Origin of the sequence: uncultured Brachybacterium sp. (assembly GCF_947500705.1) — a bacterium.
Taxonomy (GTDB): Bacteria; Actinomycetota; Actinomycetes; order Actinomycetales; family Dermabacteraceae; genus Brachybacterium.
Genome location: NZ_CANMSY010000008.1, coordinates 1 through 13,373 on the forward strand (window position 1 = coordinate 1; position 13,373 = coordinate 13,373).

The following is a 13,373-nucleotide window of genomic DNA, read 5'->3' on the forward strand; positions in this document are numbered from 1 at the left end:
ATACGAGACCATCATGAACCCGGCCGTGAGCCTCGCGGCCTGACACCCCAACTGTCACCTGTTCGTGCGGCAGTCCCAACTGCTCTCCGACGGACAGATCGTGCGGGTGGGAGACAAGAACTTCTTCAGCGCGGACGGCACCCAGGGCACGGCCCTGCAGGAGCAGTTCGATGCGGACTGCACGTCGGCTGAGCCGACCTCGGGGAACAAGCTGATCGAACCCTCTGAGCCGGCCGATCCGTACGTCAGTGCGACGCCTACTCCCTCGACTACCGAGGATCCATTCAGCGACGGTGCGCTGGATGAACCGGTGACGTCGGAGGACACCAAACCGAGCACCGGCAGCACCACCATCGAGCTGGGCTAGGACGAAGGACGAAGACCTCGGCAGCAATGTCGGGGTCTTCTCCCAATTGACGGATTGAGGACATGAAGAAGCGGATGGCAGTGCTGGCTCTGCTGGGAGTAGCACTGCTGGGACTGACCAGCTGCACCGACGCAGAGAAGGAAGAAGCCGTGCGACCCGTGGTGCAGGAAGTCATGGAGTCATTGCTCAGCCCCTTGGTCGATGACGACGTACAGAGCGAGTAGGAGAAGCGAGACCCCGGTTGCAGATGCAGCTGGGGTCTCGTCGTGCACCAAGTAGTCACCGGCGGACGTCGGCCAGTCCGGGTTGTCCGCGTGCCCGGCTAGCATTCGAGGCATGGATCGTCGCTACCAGGTATTCATCAGCTCAACCTTCACCGACCTCATCGACGAGCGCCGCGAGGTCATGCAAGCGCTGCTCGAGATGGACTGCCTACCCGCTGGGATGGAGCTGTTCCCTGCGGGGAACACAGACCAGTGGACCCTGATCAAGGGTGTCATCGAGCAAAGCGACTACTACCTGGTGATCCTCGGCGGCCGGTACGGATCGGTCACCGAGGAGGGCGTCAGCTACACCGAGAAGGAATACGACTACGCGATCGAACTCGGCATCCCCGTCATGGGGTTCGTGCCGGCCGAGCCTGACGCGATCGCCGTAGGTAAGACCGACCGCAACGACGGTGCAGCAACGAAGCTCGCCGAGTTCCGCAAGAAGGTTCAGCTCAAAATGACACGTGACTGGTCGAACGCTGAGGACCTCGGCTCGAAGGTCACCCGAGGCCTCATGCATCTGATCAAGAACAACCCCCAGCCGGGCTGGGTGCGCGGTGACCAGGCGATGACGCCCGAGACCCGCGCCGAGATCGCCGAGCTCAAAGCGAAGATCGCCCTGTTCGAGAAGAAGGAAGTCGAGAGTTCCGTAGCGACCTCTACGCAGATCGACGACGCGTTCGCCCATGGTCAAGAAGAGATCGAGCTCGCCCTAAGGCACAAGGGGTACGACATGGGGCACGGAAGCGTAGACGAACTAGGAGACCTCACACATACATGGGACGAAGTCATGGAGGTTCTCGGCCCGTTTATGATCGATGAGGCCCCTGAGCCTGCGCTCCGCAAAACTTTCAACAACCACCTGCTCAGCGAAATTCAGAACGATCCGGACAATTGGACAAGGGCCACGTCCCGTGAATCGGCAGAAATTTCGGACAAATCCTGGGGATCCATCATCGTCCAGCTGCGGGCACTGCGCCTGATCACCACCGGCACGAAGAAGCGCACGGTAAGCGACAAAGCGGTGTACTGGAAGCTTACCCAGGCGGGAGACGACTACCTGGTTTCTCTGCGTGCCGTGCCGAGCAGCGTCATCAAGTAGAGCTAGGGCCGAGCGGCTGTCGTCAGAGACAGGGACACTGGTGTGGTGAGCGGATCCAACTTCTTCGGCACAGTTCTTTCCGATGCGACCAGAGTTCCTGTCAAAGCGTCTTCGCGGACCTTCCGGACCGCTATCAAAGAGGCCCTCAAGACCTACACTCGACGCAATCTCGAGACAGTGCTGGCCGAGGAACTTCGGCTACCGTGGACAAAAACGGACAGCCATCCGAGTGAGGCCTATTACAAGGCTGACCTCATCGATGGCTACACCGAAGACTGGGATCTCTCCCGGCTCGTGGCTCTCGCTCGACAGATCGTGAAAGATCTGGATCTGAGCGACGCTACCCTCACGGAGCTGGGTGCATTGCTTGCCGAGTACGACCGCGGCGGGGGCGTCGGGACACCGGCCAAGAATTTGATCTTCGCCGCCAACGGCCCCAAGCCAGAGCTGGTCCTGCGCGACGCCGTCAACAACGACATCGAGATCACCCGCAACGGCGAGTTCTGTCTTGTGTATGACCAGCCGATACCTGCTGATGGGCTGACTTACACCAAGTTGATTGAGTGGTGGCGAGCACACGAGGGCTTTGCTGACGCGGTCCCAGCGCGAGATGTCGGACTGCATCTGCACGAGCGCCTGCGTGCATCCCTGGATGAGAACCCTGTAGAGCTACGCGTCTTCGATGCTTATGCGGCTCGCTACAAGGACCGCGGATTCGACATCCCCGCGTTGATCCCGCAGGTGTACCTGCACTTTGATCCGGCGACTCAACTGGCTCGGCGGACCGCCGGGCAGAGCAGCCGCCCACTCGCGCGCCAGCGAATGGACTTCCTCCTCCTGTTCTCCAGCAGCCATCGCGTCGTCCTCGAGGTCGATGGGAAGCAGCACTACTCGAAGGACAACATCGCGAGCCCTGCCCTCTACAGCGAGATGGTCGCTGAGGACCGCCGACTCAGGCTTGCCGGCTACGAGGTCTACCGGTTTGGCGGAGCCGAGCTGATGAAGCCTGGCGCAGACAAGATGGTCGCCGATTTCTTCGACCAGCTGGCTGACCGCATGCGCTGAGCAGCATTTTCAGATGTCCTGGAATTAGTCACAACAGAAAAACCCCGACTGCAGGTGCAGCCGGGGCCTTGCTCTGTGCTGATCTACGACAGGTAGGCAGGGAACTTCGCGAGGTGCGCGCTACCGGCCACTTGATTGATGAAGGCGAGCCGCCAATCACCCGAGGTCCGAGGACTACTCGCAGCAACCGGGCGCACCTCGCGTACCCGCAACGTGTCGTGGTTGCCTTTGTAGCCGACGACTTCGACGGTCTTGCCCCTGAGGCCCTTGGGTAGTTCACCCTTGTTCCGGTGCAGGAGAGCGGTCAGCTCACCATCGACCAGCTCAAGGACCAGTTGGCCCCAGATACCACTGCTCTGCAATACGACCTTTCCAACGACGTAGAGATCGGTGTCCTGGATCGCTGACTTCTTGATGTTTTGGGTCACGGTGGGCCTTCCTGATGAGAAGGTGCCCTGGCGCAAAACAGCGCCGGACACCTCGGGTGTCTGATTAAGCCATCAAGGAGGGCTTCGGCGTACTTCAATTTTATCATTAAACTCGTTGAAATGTTCCTTCTCGCGGTTTCAATTATCACAAGTTGAAGCATAGAATTGAACCATGACTAAAGAATTGGAAACGGCGAGCACGGACCTCGTCGGCGCACCCCTCACCGAAGAGGAGACCGCGCGGGTTGTCGCGGCCCTAGCTGATTCGCGTGCCGCGTCGACAAGGCGCGCCTACGCGAGCAAGTGGCACACCTGGAGCCGGTGGTGCCAGGCGACCAACCGCCCACCGCTGCCGGCCGACGGCGCACACGTCGCGGCGTACCTCACTCAACTGGTCGAGGATGGGAAGTCCCTGTCCACGATCAACGGGATGGCAGCCGCGATCAGGGCGTACCACGAGGACGCAGGCCTCGATGATCCGACAGCTTCGGCTGGAGTGCGCCGCGTACGGGCCGGCCTGACCCGCCGACTGGGCGTGGCGTCAACAAAGCAGGCGCACGCCCTGACTGTGCTGGAGCTGCAGCGCATGGTGGCCACCTGCGACAAAGACGGAGTACGCGGGGCGCGCGACAGAGCTGTGCTGCTGCTCGGCTTCGCAGGGGCGATGCGACGCTCGGAGTTGGCGGCACTTGAGGTCTCCGACATCAACCGGATGCGCGATGGCGTAGCTCTGACCATCAGGGAGTCGAAGGGCGACCAGACCAAGCAGGGCCAACAGGTCGGCGTCACCTGGGGAACGAACAAGGAGACGTGCCCGATCACCGCGCTCTACGCCTGGCTCGACCTCCTTGGGATCGACAGCGGCCCGATCTTCTGCAGGGTCACACGACACAACACGGTGCCGATCAAGGTCAGTGCGCTGACAGGTGAGTCCATCGACCAGATCGTCAAGGCGCGTGCGGAGTTGGCAGGCCTGGGCGGCTTGCCGATCTCAGGGCACTCGCTGCGCGCAGGGCATGCGACAACCGCCGCCGAGCACGGCGTTGACGCTGCGCGCATCGCCCGCACGACACGGCATGTACGACTGGAGACGCTGGCGAAGTACGTACGCCCGTCGCAGGCGCTGAAGGACACGACCGCGAAGGACCTGGGGCTCTGAGCGCCCGCCAGGGGCTGAAGCCACTCGCAAGTATGCGTACACCGAGGCACGTGCCCTCGCGCTGCCGCCGCTTCAAGGGCACAGCCCACAAGTGTTAAACAGGAGTAGACGCAACTATTGACGATAGTCGTGCTATGTTCTCTGTTGTACTCGCAACCTGCGGATACAGACCAGCCTCCCTGACGCGTGACATTGAAGCTGCAACTCGTCGGGGAGGCCGATACAAGGAAGAGGATATGACAGATTCACTCACCCTCGACATCAGAGACCTCGCGCCCGCGCAAGTGGCGCAGCTGCTGGAGACGATCCGCTCGATGCGAACAGTGGCCGGGCCGGCAGAGCGCGGGCCGGAGGATGAGTCCTGGCGAGACGCACCATCCACCGGATGGACGCTGGATCTCGTCTTGGTGCTCCGCGAGAACCTCAGACGCCGCGGCAACGTGGTGCAGCTCGAGGCGTTCAACCAGGCAATCAGAAACGGCGGCGAGGTCAGTCGCGAGGAGATCTTCCGGATTGGGGGCTACGACCCCAAACGGCAGCTGAAGAACTGGACGAAGCCCCTGCGGACGGTCACCTCCGAGCTCATCGAGCGCGGCAGCCTCCCCGAGTACGCCGAGTTCCCGATGGAGGCCGACTACATCGAGGGCTCCGGCTACCGCCAGGCGCACCTCTTCCGAGTGACACCAGAGATCGTGAAGCTCGTGAAGGAGGCGATGTGCGACGACTGCTGGAAGCTAGTTGATACCGGCACGGCAGGGCGCAAAATCGCGCCGCATGCACGCCTCAAGCCGGTCGGAGACATCCGACATTTCAGCGGGAGCATGGTCGCCGACGAACAGGACTACCGCTGCGCGGAGTGCGGCAAGGAGTGGATGCACGAGACTGGCAACTCCGGAATGGGCTGGGTCGAGTCGTCGCACTGACCTTGTCACCGCTTGCGGCCGCGTCGGCATCGTCGGCGCGGCCGCTTTCGCACGCGTGCAGGACCACAAAGGCCGCACCTCGTAGAGTCATATCCATGGACTACGACAAGCTCAACGGCCCGGGTGGCGCGGAAGTTCGGGTCCCCACAGACGACAGCTACCGCACGTGCTCCCAGTGCGGCGGTGACTGCTACCCCGAACCGACAGCCATCGACGGCCTCGGCGTGCGAATCGCTTTCGTCTGCCCCGAGCACGGAGTGCACAGCGTGATTGACCCTTTCGAGGACAAGCGATGATCGGCGAGCTGTTCACGATCAGCGCGAGCAACATCGGCCACGCTGCGATCGCTGCTGCCAGCCGACCGATCCCCGAGGACGCACCGGCCACGATCCAGCTGGCATCCCATGAGGCGTCTGGCGATGACGAGGTTTACATCGAGGTGCGCACCAGGCGTGGGTTCTCCCGCGACATCCGCATCGGCAAGGCCAAGGTCCACGCGATCTTGAGGATCGACGACCCAGCGGCTTGCCGTGCTTCCTGCCAGCACTTCATCGACGACCGGGCCGAGCACGTTCGGGCCGCAGTTCTGGAAGCCCAGGAGCTCGAGGCCCGGTTCGACGACGCGCATCTCGACGTCGGAGGCGAGCCGTACATCGTCGGAGGCAGGGCAACCCCCGAAGAGCAGGCCCAGGCGTTCGTCAAGAGGCCCGGCATTTTCATCGGCAACCCCGTGAGGTTCGACCGGGCGCTGGCCTACCTCCACGGCTTCGAGGCGGCGCTGGAGACGGCACATGGAGACCAGCCCCGGCTGCACGAGTACAGCGATCTACTCGATGAGGTCAAGCAGGAGCTGGGCGACAAGCCCTCAGCCGACCAGGAGCTGGAAGCGATCAGCGCGCTGGAGCCGATCCTGGTGCAGGTGTACTCAGCGGCAGCTGCTGCAAAGTCTCGCTGAGGCTGGCTACGCGCCCTGTCGGAGGCCGGTGGCAAGATACTCAGCATGAGCACTGTGACCGGAGACGTAGTCCACCACCTGTATCAGCGGGGGCCGGCTCTCGACCTGATCCCTTACTGCGGAGTGCTGCCGGGCCATGACGAAGTCACTGGCGACTGGAACACGGGTCACGACCGCGACGAGCTCCTGAAGTGTGTGGAGTTCGGCCTGCCGGTCTGCATGATGTGCGCGTCGCCGGTTGCGTTGGGCGGCTTCACGCCTCTGATCCTCAGCGAGGACGGGGACGAGTAGATAGCCCCGACGCGCGGAACTCAGCCCTTCGTGCTCTCGATGCCCGAGGTAGGCTGAGCGACGTACGAGCCGGCGCGAGGAATCCGCCGGCTCGTCTTGCCGACGATACCCATCGAGCAGACACATCCGAGGAGAACGCTGTTGATTAGAGACGCTCAGGAGCACAACGAGACCGTTGGCCCCACAGATTCCGAAGTCGCACGAATTCGGTCACTGCTCCCAGAGTACTTCGACAAAAACGGCTCTTTTATGATCGACCGACTGCAGGAATCCCTGCGAGTCGGAGAGGTGGACCTCTCGCACGAGGGCTACGAAATGCGCTTCCTCGGGAAGTCATTTGCGAAGTATCTGACGTCAACGAAGACTAATACCGTTGTAGTCCCGGACCTCGAGCACAACACCGAAGACCAGAATGCTGAGTCCGAGAACCTATACATCGTCGGCGACAACCTCGACGCACTCAAACACCTTCTCGGCTCATACTCAAATCAGGTGAAGTGCATCTACATCGACCCTCCCTACAACACAGGGTCCGACGGCTTCGTCTACAGCGATAGTTTTGGGTTCAACGCGCGGCAACTGGTCGACAAGATCGGTCTAGGTGAGGATGAAGCGAAGAGGGTAGTCGATCTACAGGGTAAGTCTTCACACTCTGCCTGGCTGACGTTCATGTACCCACGTCTAGAGCTAGCCAAGCAGCTCCTGGCGGATGACGGCGTGATCTTCATCAGCATCGACGACAACGAGCAAGCGAACCTGAGGTCGCTCTGTGATGAGATTTTTGGTGAGCAAAACTTTGTCGCCAGCTTCGCGTGGCGAACCGACGGCAACCTCGACAATCAGGCGACCGTCAAGATCAACCACGAGTACGTGCACATGTACGCAAAGAGCGCGCAGGACATGTACATCGCGGGGGTGAAGGATCCGAACCTGTCTAACGAGAGCAAGCTATTCAATAGCGAGATCCGGAACTCCGTCGTCAAGAATGGCCCCAAGAATCCGGTCTCTGGGATCGTTCTTGAGCCAGGATTCCCCGCGGGCTTCGAGAAAGGCGTCATCCCCGCGAGAAGCGATAAGTTCCCCAATTATGACGAGGATTTGGTGATCGCAGGCGGAAAGCTCACGAACCGGGTGACCGCGCGAACCGGATGGGCTAACGGAAGCCTGCTACGGAGCTTCATTACTGGCGGGTACGCCCCGGTTGTCGACTCCAAAGGGCAAGACACGACATTCGAGCTAACAAACACCGGAGCCATCGACAACGTCAAGGTTCGGCGTACTAACCAGCAGCACATCCTGACCGTACTTATGAACCTTGGGACGGTCGAGACGGCCGGCAACGCCCTCGCTGAGATGGGCTGTCCCTTCCCGTACCCGAAGCCCGTGCCGCTAATCAAGTACTTGGCGTCGTTCGCGCCCAATGACGCTCTGATCCTCGACTTCTTCTCGGGGTCGGCGACCACTGCGCATGCCGTTATGCAGTTGAATTCGGAGGACGCCGGGACGCGCCGCCACATCTCAGTCCAATGGCCCGAGAAGGTTTCGGCCGACTCTCAAGCGGCGGAGGCAGGCTTCAATACCATCGACCAGCTTGGTCGACTGCGTATCAAGTCCGCGGCTGAAAAAATCCGCGTACAGGCAAAGGCGGCGATCGATTACGGCTTCCGCTTGTTCCGCCTTGAGGAGCCCAGTGAGAAAACGTTGGATGAGCTCCACTCCTTTGATCCAAGCGCGAACGACGCACTCATCTCCGGGGACTTTGTCTCGAAATTCGACCTCAACGGAACGCCCGGCAGCGAGGTCGCATTGTCGACGTGGCTGGTCCAGGACGGATTCGGACTAACCCCAGACGTGCAGACCGTCCAGCTCGACCAATACGAGCTCCGCACATGTGGTGACTCGGGCTACGTCATTCAGCCTGGCTTAACGAGCGAAGATTTGCGCATACTCGTGACCGGGCTTGAGCAGAATGAGTTGGACCTGAATCGTCTGGTGATCTTCGGGTACTCGGTGACGTTCTCCGTCATGCACGAGCTGAAGCAGAACCTGAAGTCGCTCAAGTCGGGGCGCACCGTCTCCGTGATTGAGCGGTTCTGACATGCAGATCCGCCTGCGGACCCTCGAACACCAACAGCGCGCTCTCACGGCCCTGACGCAAGTCTTCGACAAGGTTGAGCTCGATCCCAGCACCCGACCCGAAGCCAATATCGGATTCGACCCTTCCGACCCGCAGATCGCGCACAATATTGCCGAGATCCAGTCCGGCGTCATCGACGGCATCGACGCGATCCCTCGACCCTGGCGTGGCCGCATCGATGACGGCATCCTCGGCGTCGACGCAAAGATGGAGACCGGTACCGGCAAGACGCTGGTGTACACGCAACTGATGTACGAACTCAACCGGCTCTACGGCTTCACTAAGTTCATTGTCCTGGTGCCCTCGACGCCGATCAAAGAAGGCACCAAGGCCTTCATGCAATCGGACTACGCCCACAAGTACTTCGCCGACGCTTACGGTGGTCGGCTCAGCCTCCAGCTTGACGTGCTCGACGCACAGAAGCGTCCCAAGCGACGGAAGATGTTCCCCAGTGCCATTGCGAGCTTCGCGCACGGGTCGCGTCTTTCGCGTGGGCGTATTTCTGCACTCCTGATGACTGAGGGGATGCTGCAGTCGCAGAAGACGATGGCCATTAACTACGACCAAACTGTCCTTGGCACCGCCAGTGTCCCCTACGAGGCCTTGCGGGCCACCCGTCCCATCGTGATCATGGACGAGCCACACCGGTTCCGCCGTGAGAACAAGGCCTACGAGGCGATCGTTGATGAGATCCAGCCGCTGGCGATCTTCCGCTTCGGCGCGACGTTCCCTAAGCTCGAAAAGAGCAGCAAGACGGACTACAACAACCTCGTCTTCAACCTCGGAGCTGTCGAGGCCTTCAACGAGCAGCTCGTCAAGGGCGTCCAGATCCAGTACCCCGTGGACGCGACTGGCGAGACCACTCGGCTGAAGCTGACAAGCCTGTCCGCGCGCAAGCCCAAGCAGGCGACCTTCCAGAACCTGGACACGGGCAAGTCGCTGACTCTCGACCTCGGTGAGTCGCTCTCGATTGCTGATGGGGGCTTCGCTGGCATCACAGTCGAGTCGATCGGCAAGACCGAGCACCCGGCCATCAAATCCGGCGTGACGCTCTCTAACGATCAGGTTCTAGCGACCGGCGACACCCTAGCCGCAAAAGTCTACTCGGATACCTACCAGAGCTTGATGATGGACCAGGCCCTGAAGAATCACTTCGAGGTCGAATGGGAGAACTTCCGGCGGGCGAGCAAGGTGAAGACGCTGACGCTGTTCTTCATTGATTCGATCGAGTCCTACCGCGGCGGAGACGACACCAGCGGTCACCTACGACTGCGCTTTGAAGAGTTGCTCGCCATGAGGCTTGTGGCCGAGATCGAGAAACGCAAGGATGACGACTCGCCTGTTGCACAGGAGTACGTCGCCTACCTCAAGGCATCGCTCGCCGACGTCCCCGCGACGAATGGCGGCTACTTCGCGGCCGACAACTCGACCACCGACGAAGCTATCACTGCTGAGGTCGACGACATTCTTCGAAATAAGGAAGCGATGCTTTCCTTCAACGGCGCTGACGGCACCGTAAACACACGGCGTTTCCTCTTCTCGAAATGGACACTCCGCGAGGGCTGGGACAACCCCAACGTCTTCCAGATCGTTAAGTTGCGCTCTTCCGGCTCTGAGATCTCAAAGCTCCAGGAGGTCGGCCGCGGCCTCCGCCTGCCAGTCGACTCCAAGGGCTCCCGCCTGTCCGGCGAACAGTTCTACCTCACATATTTGATCGACTACACCGAACGTTCCTTCGCGGATTCTCTGGTCTCCGAAATCAATTCCGATGCTGCCACCGGACCTGCTCTGGTCAAGGACCTCTTGCCTAAGGTCGCCGCTCAGCTCGGCAAGACCGAGGCCGATCTCTTTATCGAGCTGTTGCAGGCTGGCTTGATCGACACGGACAAGAACGTCATGCCGGGCCGTGAGGACGATCTGTACGCGGAGTATCCAGCCTTTAACGCGACCGGCCTGAAGCCCGACAAGATCGTGAAGGGTGATCAGAAGGTCAAGGTTGGGATCCGTTCCGATCGGTACGCGGAGCTCAAGGAGCTCTGGGAGACGATCAACGCGAAATACTACCTCCGGCTCGACGACCTCTCTGAGGAGGAGATCGACTCGTGCATCGACACGGTGCTCGAGGCCGATGTCTACCGGCCGATGATAGGGCGTTTCAGGCAGGACGTCATTGTTCAGAGCGAAGAATCCGTTCTCGAAGTCCACACAGAGACAAAGAACACCTACGACGCGACCGAGACGATCGCATACGGCGAGTGGCTCAAGCTCGTCCATGCACAAACCGCATTGCCGATCGACCGCGTACATGCGGGACTCGTGCGATGGAACGCGAAGAAGAAGCTCCCGACCAACTTCTTCAACAAGACAACGCTCGGCGAATTCGTCGCCCAATTCACCCAGTGGATGGAGCAGACGTTCCTTGAGCGATTCTCTTACTCGCGCATCGACGGTTTGGCGGGCGGCACCTCGCTCACCGACATCGACGGCGTTCCGCTCAAGAATATCGTCCAGGGAAATATCGGGATCCACCGCGATGACAAGGCCACTGTCCCGGACAAGTTCCTCTACGACGCCTTCGTGTACGACTCCCCAAAGGAGCACGACACGATCCGGGACTCGAAACTCGACGAGATCGTGGTGTACGGGAAGATCCCGCGGAAGTCCATCAGGATCCCGCTTTACTTCGGTGGCACGACCAGCCCCGACTTTATGTACGTGCTCAAGCGCGATGACGGGAAGCTGTCCCTCAACTTCGTCGTCGAGACCAAGGACGTCGAGAAGCGCTCAGACATGCGCGAGAGCGAGCAACTACGAATGAAAGCAGCGGAGCGATTCTTCGAGTCGATGAGCTCCGAGAGGTTCAGTGTCACGTTCAAGCCGCAGGTCAAGCGCGATGACATCGCGGGGATGATCAAGCAATTGCTCGCTTGATCTTCTGCTGCTGCAACACCCGGCGCGGGGGGATTTTTCTCCCTGCGCTGGGTGTTGTCTGCTGAGCAGTCGACCGGCTACGCGACGCGCTCATCTGAAGATAAGTTATCCAGTGCGCGAGGGCGAGTTCAGCCAGATCTCCTCGATGCCCGGGTCATCGAGCATCTCCTGCAGTGGGCCGAAGCCGCCGATCCGGGCCGCGATCGTCGCGACCATCGCGTCGTCGTCATCGCGCAGCACCGGGACCTCGCCTGAGGAGGCGCGCCGATCGTAGTCGGAGATCACCTCACGGATGAAGGGTTCCAGCTGATCGGCGTGCACATCGAGCCCGCGACGGCGTATCAGCTCACGCGATTCGCTCTCGATGATGGTGGCGGCGTCCATCCATTCCCCTCCCGGCTCCGACCGACCGGTTGCCCCCACAGTTGTGAGGTGACGCACGTCGCGTCGTCTCCGCCACTGTAGGGGGAACCAGCCGCCACCGCTCGTCACTCTCAGTGATTGTGGACAACTCTCCCTGCTCCCGCTCATGGCAGGATGACAACTGTCCGCGAGTCAACCGATCCCAGGAGCTCCCCATGGCCGACTCCGCATCCAAGGGCGACGACGCCCCTTCGATGTCCGGCACCACCGTGAAGTACATGGCCAAGCGTGTGCTCTCAGAGTTCACCCGCGATGGCGGCACGGACCAGGCCGCGAAGCTCACCTACTTCATGGTGCTCTCGATCGCCCCCACGCTGCTGGCCCTGTTCTCGCTGGCCACGCTGCTGCTGTCCGGGATCAAGGATCAGATCGCCCAGCTCATCAAGGATGCGATCTCCTCCGGGGCAGGCGGCAGCGGGTTGGAGGTCGGTGGAGCCGTCGACTCCACGCTCGACTCACTGCTGGGCTCCTCGACCGGTGGCACGGTCGCCCTCATCATCGGTATCGCCACCGCCCTGTGGTCCGCCTCCGCCTACATCAAGGCCTACGGGCGGGTCGCGAACCACATCTACGAGGTGCCCGAGGGCCGTGGCCTGATCCGTATGACCGGCACCATGCTGCTGCTCACGATCGGGATGATCCTCGGGATCCTGCTGGTGATGATCTCCTTGCTCCTGAACGAGGCGATCGTGCAGAGCCTGCTGGGCCCGATCGCCTCCAGCATCGGCGCGCAGGGCGTGCTGACCTTCCTCCTGGGCTCGTTCCTGCCGATCTGGGCGTGGGCCAAATGGCCGGTGATCCTGGTGATCGCCTTCGCGCTGATCTCACTCCTGTACTGGGGCGCACCCAACATCAAGAAGCCCTTCCGCTTCATCTCCCCCGGCGGGGTGTTCGCGATCCTCGGCATCGCCGTGGCCGCGGTGGCGCTGTCGATCTACATGAGCACTGTCGCCGGCTACTCCAGCTACGGCGCCATCGGCGGCATCATGGCGGTGCTGTTCGCGCTGTGGATCATCAACATCGTGATCATCATGGGTGCGGAGGTCGACGCCGAGTACGAGCGCGCCCGCGAGCTCGCGGCCGGCAAGCCCGCCGAGGACTCCCTCGCCCTGCCCATGCGCGAGACCGCCGGCGCGGAGAAGGCAGAGGCCAAGCAGGAGAAGATCATCGATGAGGGGCGCGACATCAGGCTGCAGAACCTCCACCACGATTCGGAGGCGTACACCGGCGAGGGCGCTCGCCTCACTCCGCGCCACGGCGTGCCCACCGTCGATCCCGACACCGACGCCGACCGCTCTGGTGCGCCCTCGAAGGACGCCTGAG

Annotated in this window: 14 protein-coding genes; 12 read left to right on the plus strand and 2 right to left on the minus strand. The window is 61.4% G+C overall.

All coding sequences use genetic code 11. The features are described 5' to 3' along the window. The first annotated feature begins 64 nt into the window (after positions 1–64). From Q0937_RS13345 to Q0937_RS13360, 4 genes are all read left to right on the plus strand, one after another. The gene (locus Q0937_RS13345) at positions 65–367 is read left to right on the plus strand and encodes a hypothetical protein (protein WP_299304466.1); all 303 of its coding nucleotides are present in this window, start codon (positions 65–67) and stop codon (positions 365–367) included. Between the two features lie 62 nt (positions 368–429). Next, the gene (locus Q0937_RS13350) at positions 430–591 is read left to right on the plus strand and encodes a hypothetical protein (protein WP_299304468.1); all 162 of its coding nucleotides are present in this window, start codon (positions 430–432) and stop codon (positions 589–591) included. 112 nt (positions 592–703) lie between these two features. Next, complete coding sequence (locus Q0937_RS13355) at positions 704–1,738, plus strand: DUF4062 domain-containing protein (RefSeq protein WP_299304469.1); 1,035 nt, start codon at positions 704–706, stop codon at positions 1,736–1,738. Positions 1,739–1,783: 45 nt separating this feature from the next. Then, entirely contained in the window at positions 1,784–2,803 is a 1,020-nt protein-coding gene (locus Q0937_RS13360) for a hypothetical protein (RefSeq protein ID WP_299304471.1), read from the plus strand. An 83-nt stretch (positions 2,804–2,886) separates the two neighbouring features. Here the strand turns inward: Q0937_RS13360 and Q0937_RS13365 are convergent, their stop codons facing one another. Further along, positions 2,887–3,231: a hypothetical protein gene (locus tag Q0937_RS13365; RefSeq protein WP_299304472.1), complete on the minus strand. Its 345-nt coding sequence runs from the start codon at positions 3,229–3,231 to the stop codon at positions 2,887–2,889. Positions 3,232–3,403: 172 nt separating this feature from the next. On the opposite strand from Q0937_RS13365, the gene Q0937_RS13370 reads away from it, so the two are divergent. The 7 genes from Q0937_RS13370 to Q0937_RS13400 all read left to right on the plus strand — a co-directional run bounded on the left by Q0937_RS13370 (position 3,404) and on the right by Q0937_RS13400 (position 11,627). Then, positions 3,404–4,390, plus strand: a complete 987-nt coding sequence (locus Q0937_RS13370) for a site-specific integrase (RefSeq protein WP_299304474.1) — start codon at positions 3,404–3,406, stop codon at positions 4,388–4,390. 134 nt (positions 4,391–4,524) lie between these two features. Beyond that, the gene (locus Q0937_RS13375) at positions 4,525–5,313 is read left to right on the plus strand and encodes a hypothetical protein (RefSeq protein ID WP_299304475.1); all 789 of its coding nucleotides are present in this window, start codon (positions 4,525–4,527) and stop codon (positions 5,311–5,313) included. 95 nt (positions 5,314–5,408) lie between these two features. Next, positions 5,409–5,609 carry a hypothetical protein gene (locus tag Q0937_RS13380; RefSeq protein ID WP_299304476.1) on the plus strand — a complete coding sequence of 67 codons (201 nt, stop codon included), beginning with the start codon at positions 5,409–5,411 and terminating at the stop codon, positions 5,607–5,609. Further along, on the plus strand, positions 5,606–6,268 hold the full coding sequence (locus Q0937_RS13385; RefSeq protein ID WP_299304477.1) for a hypothetical protein: 663 nt from the start codon (positions 5,606–5,608) through the stop codon (positions 6,266–6,268). The genes Q0937_RS13380 and Q0937_RS13385 overlap by 4 nt, the downstream gene beginning before the upstream one ends. Before the next feature lie 45 nt (positions 6,269–6,313). After that, complete coding sequence (locus tag Q0937_RS13390) at positions 6,314–6,559, plus strand: hypothetical protein (protein ID WP_299304478.1); 246 nt, start codon at positions 6,314–6,316, stop codon at positions 6,557–6,559. 96 nt (positions 6,560–6,655) lie between these two features. After that, positions 6,656–8,656: a site-specific DNA-methyltransferase gene (locus tag Q0937_RS13395; protein WP_299304479.1), complete on the plus strand. Its 2,001-nt coding sequence runs from the start codon at positions 6,656–6,658 to the stop codon at positions 8,654–8,656. 1 nt (position 8,657) lies between these two features. Then, entirely contained in the window at positions 8,658–11,627 is a 2,970-nt protein-coding gene (locus Q0937_RS13400; protein ID WP_299304481.1) for a type III restriction-modification system endonuclease, read from the plus strand. Between the two features lie 105 nt (positions 11,628–11,732). Here Q0937_RS13400 and Q0937_RS13405 read toward each other — a convergent pair whose 3' ends face one another. After that, entirely contained in the window at positions 11,733–12,011 is a 279-nt protein-coding gene (locus tag Q0937_RS13405) for a hypothetical protein (protein ID WP_299304483.1), read from the minus strand. Positions 12,012–12,205: 194 nt separating this feature from the next. Between Q0937_RS13405 and Q0937_RS13410 the strand changes: the two genes are divergently transcribed. Next, complete coding sequence (locus Q0937_RS13410; RefSeq protein ID WP_299304484.1) at positions 12,206–13,372, plus strand: YihY/virulence factor BrkB family protein; 1,167 nt, start codon at positions 12,206–12,208, stop codon at positions 13,370–13,372. The last annotated feature ends 1 nt before the right edge of the window (position 13,373 follow it).

What these genes read in the sequence shown, in the direction of transcription:
- Q0937_RS13350 (WP_299304468.1), top strand. Translation starts at nt 430, where the DNA reads ATGAAGAAGCGGATGGCAGTGCTGGCTCTGCTGGGAGTAGCACTGCTG.
- Q0937_RS13355 (WP_299304469.1), top strand. Translation starts at nt 704, where the DNA reads ATGGATCGTCGCTACCAGGTATTCATCAGCTCAACCTTCACCGACCTC.
- Q0937_RS13370 (WP_299304474.1), top strand. Translation starts at nt 3,404, where the DNA reads ATGACTAAAGAATTGGAAACGGCGAGCACGGACCTCGTCGGCGCACCC.
- Q0937_RS13375 (WP_299304475.1), top strand. Translation starts at nt 4,525, where the DNA reads ATGTTCTCTGTTGTACTCGCAACCTGCGGATACAGACCAGCCTCCCTG.
- Q0937_RS13380 (WP_299304476.1), top strand. Translation starts at nt 5,409, where the DNA reads ATGGACTACGACAAGCTCAACGGCCCGGGTGGCGCGGAAGTTCGGGTC.
- Q0937_RS13385 (WP_299304477.1), top strand. Translation starts at nt 5,606, where the DNA reads ATGATCGGCGAGCTGTTCACGATCAGCGCGAGCAACATCGGCCACGCT.
- Q0937_RS13390 (WP_299304478.1), top strand. Translation starts at nt 6,314, where the DNA reads ATGAGCACTGTGACCGGAGACGTAGTCCACCACCTGTATCAGCGGGGG.
- Q0937_RS13400 (WP_299304481.1), top strand. Translation starts at nt 8,658, where the DNA reads ATGCAGATCCGCCTGCGGACCCTCGAACACCAACAGCGCGCTCTCACG.
- Q0937_RS13405 (WP_299304483.1), bottom strand. Translation starts at nt 12,011, where the DNA reads ATGGACGCCGCCACCATCATCGAGAGCGAATCGCGTGAGCTGATACGC.
- Q0937_RS13410 (WP_299304484.1), top strand. Translation starts at nt 12,206, where the DNA reads ATGGCCGACTCCGCATCCAAGGGCGACGACGCCCCTTCGATGTCCGGC.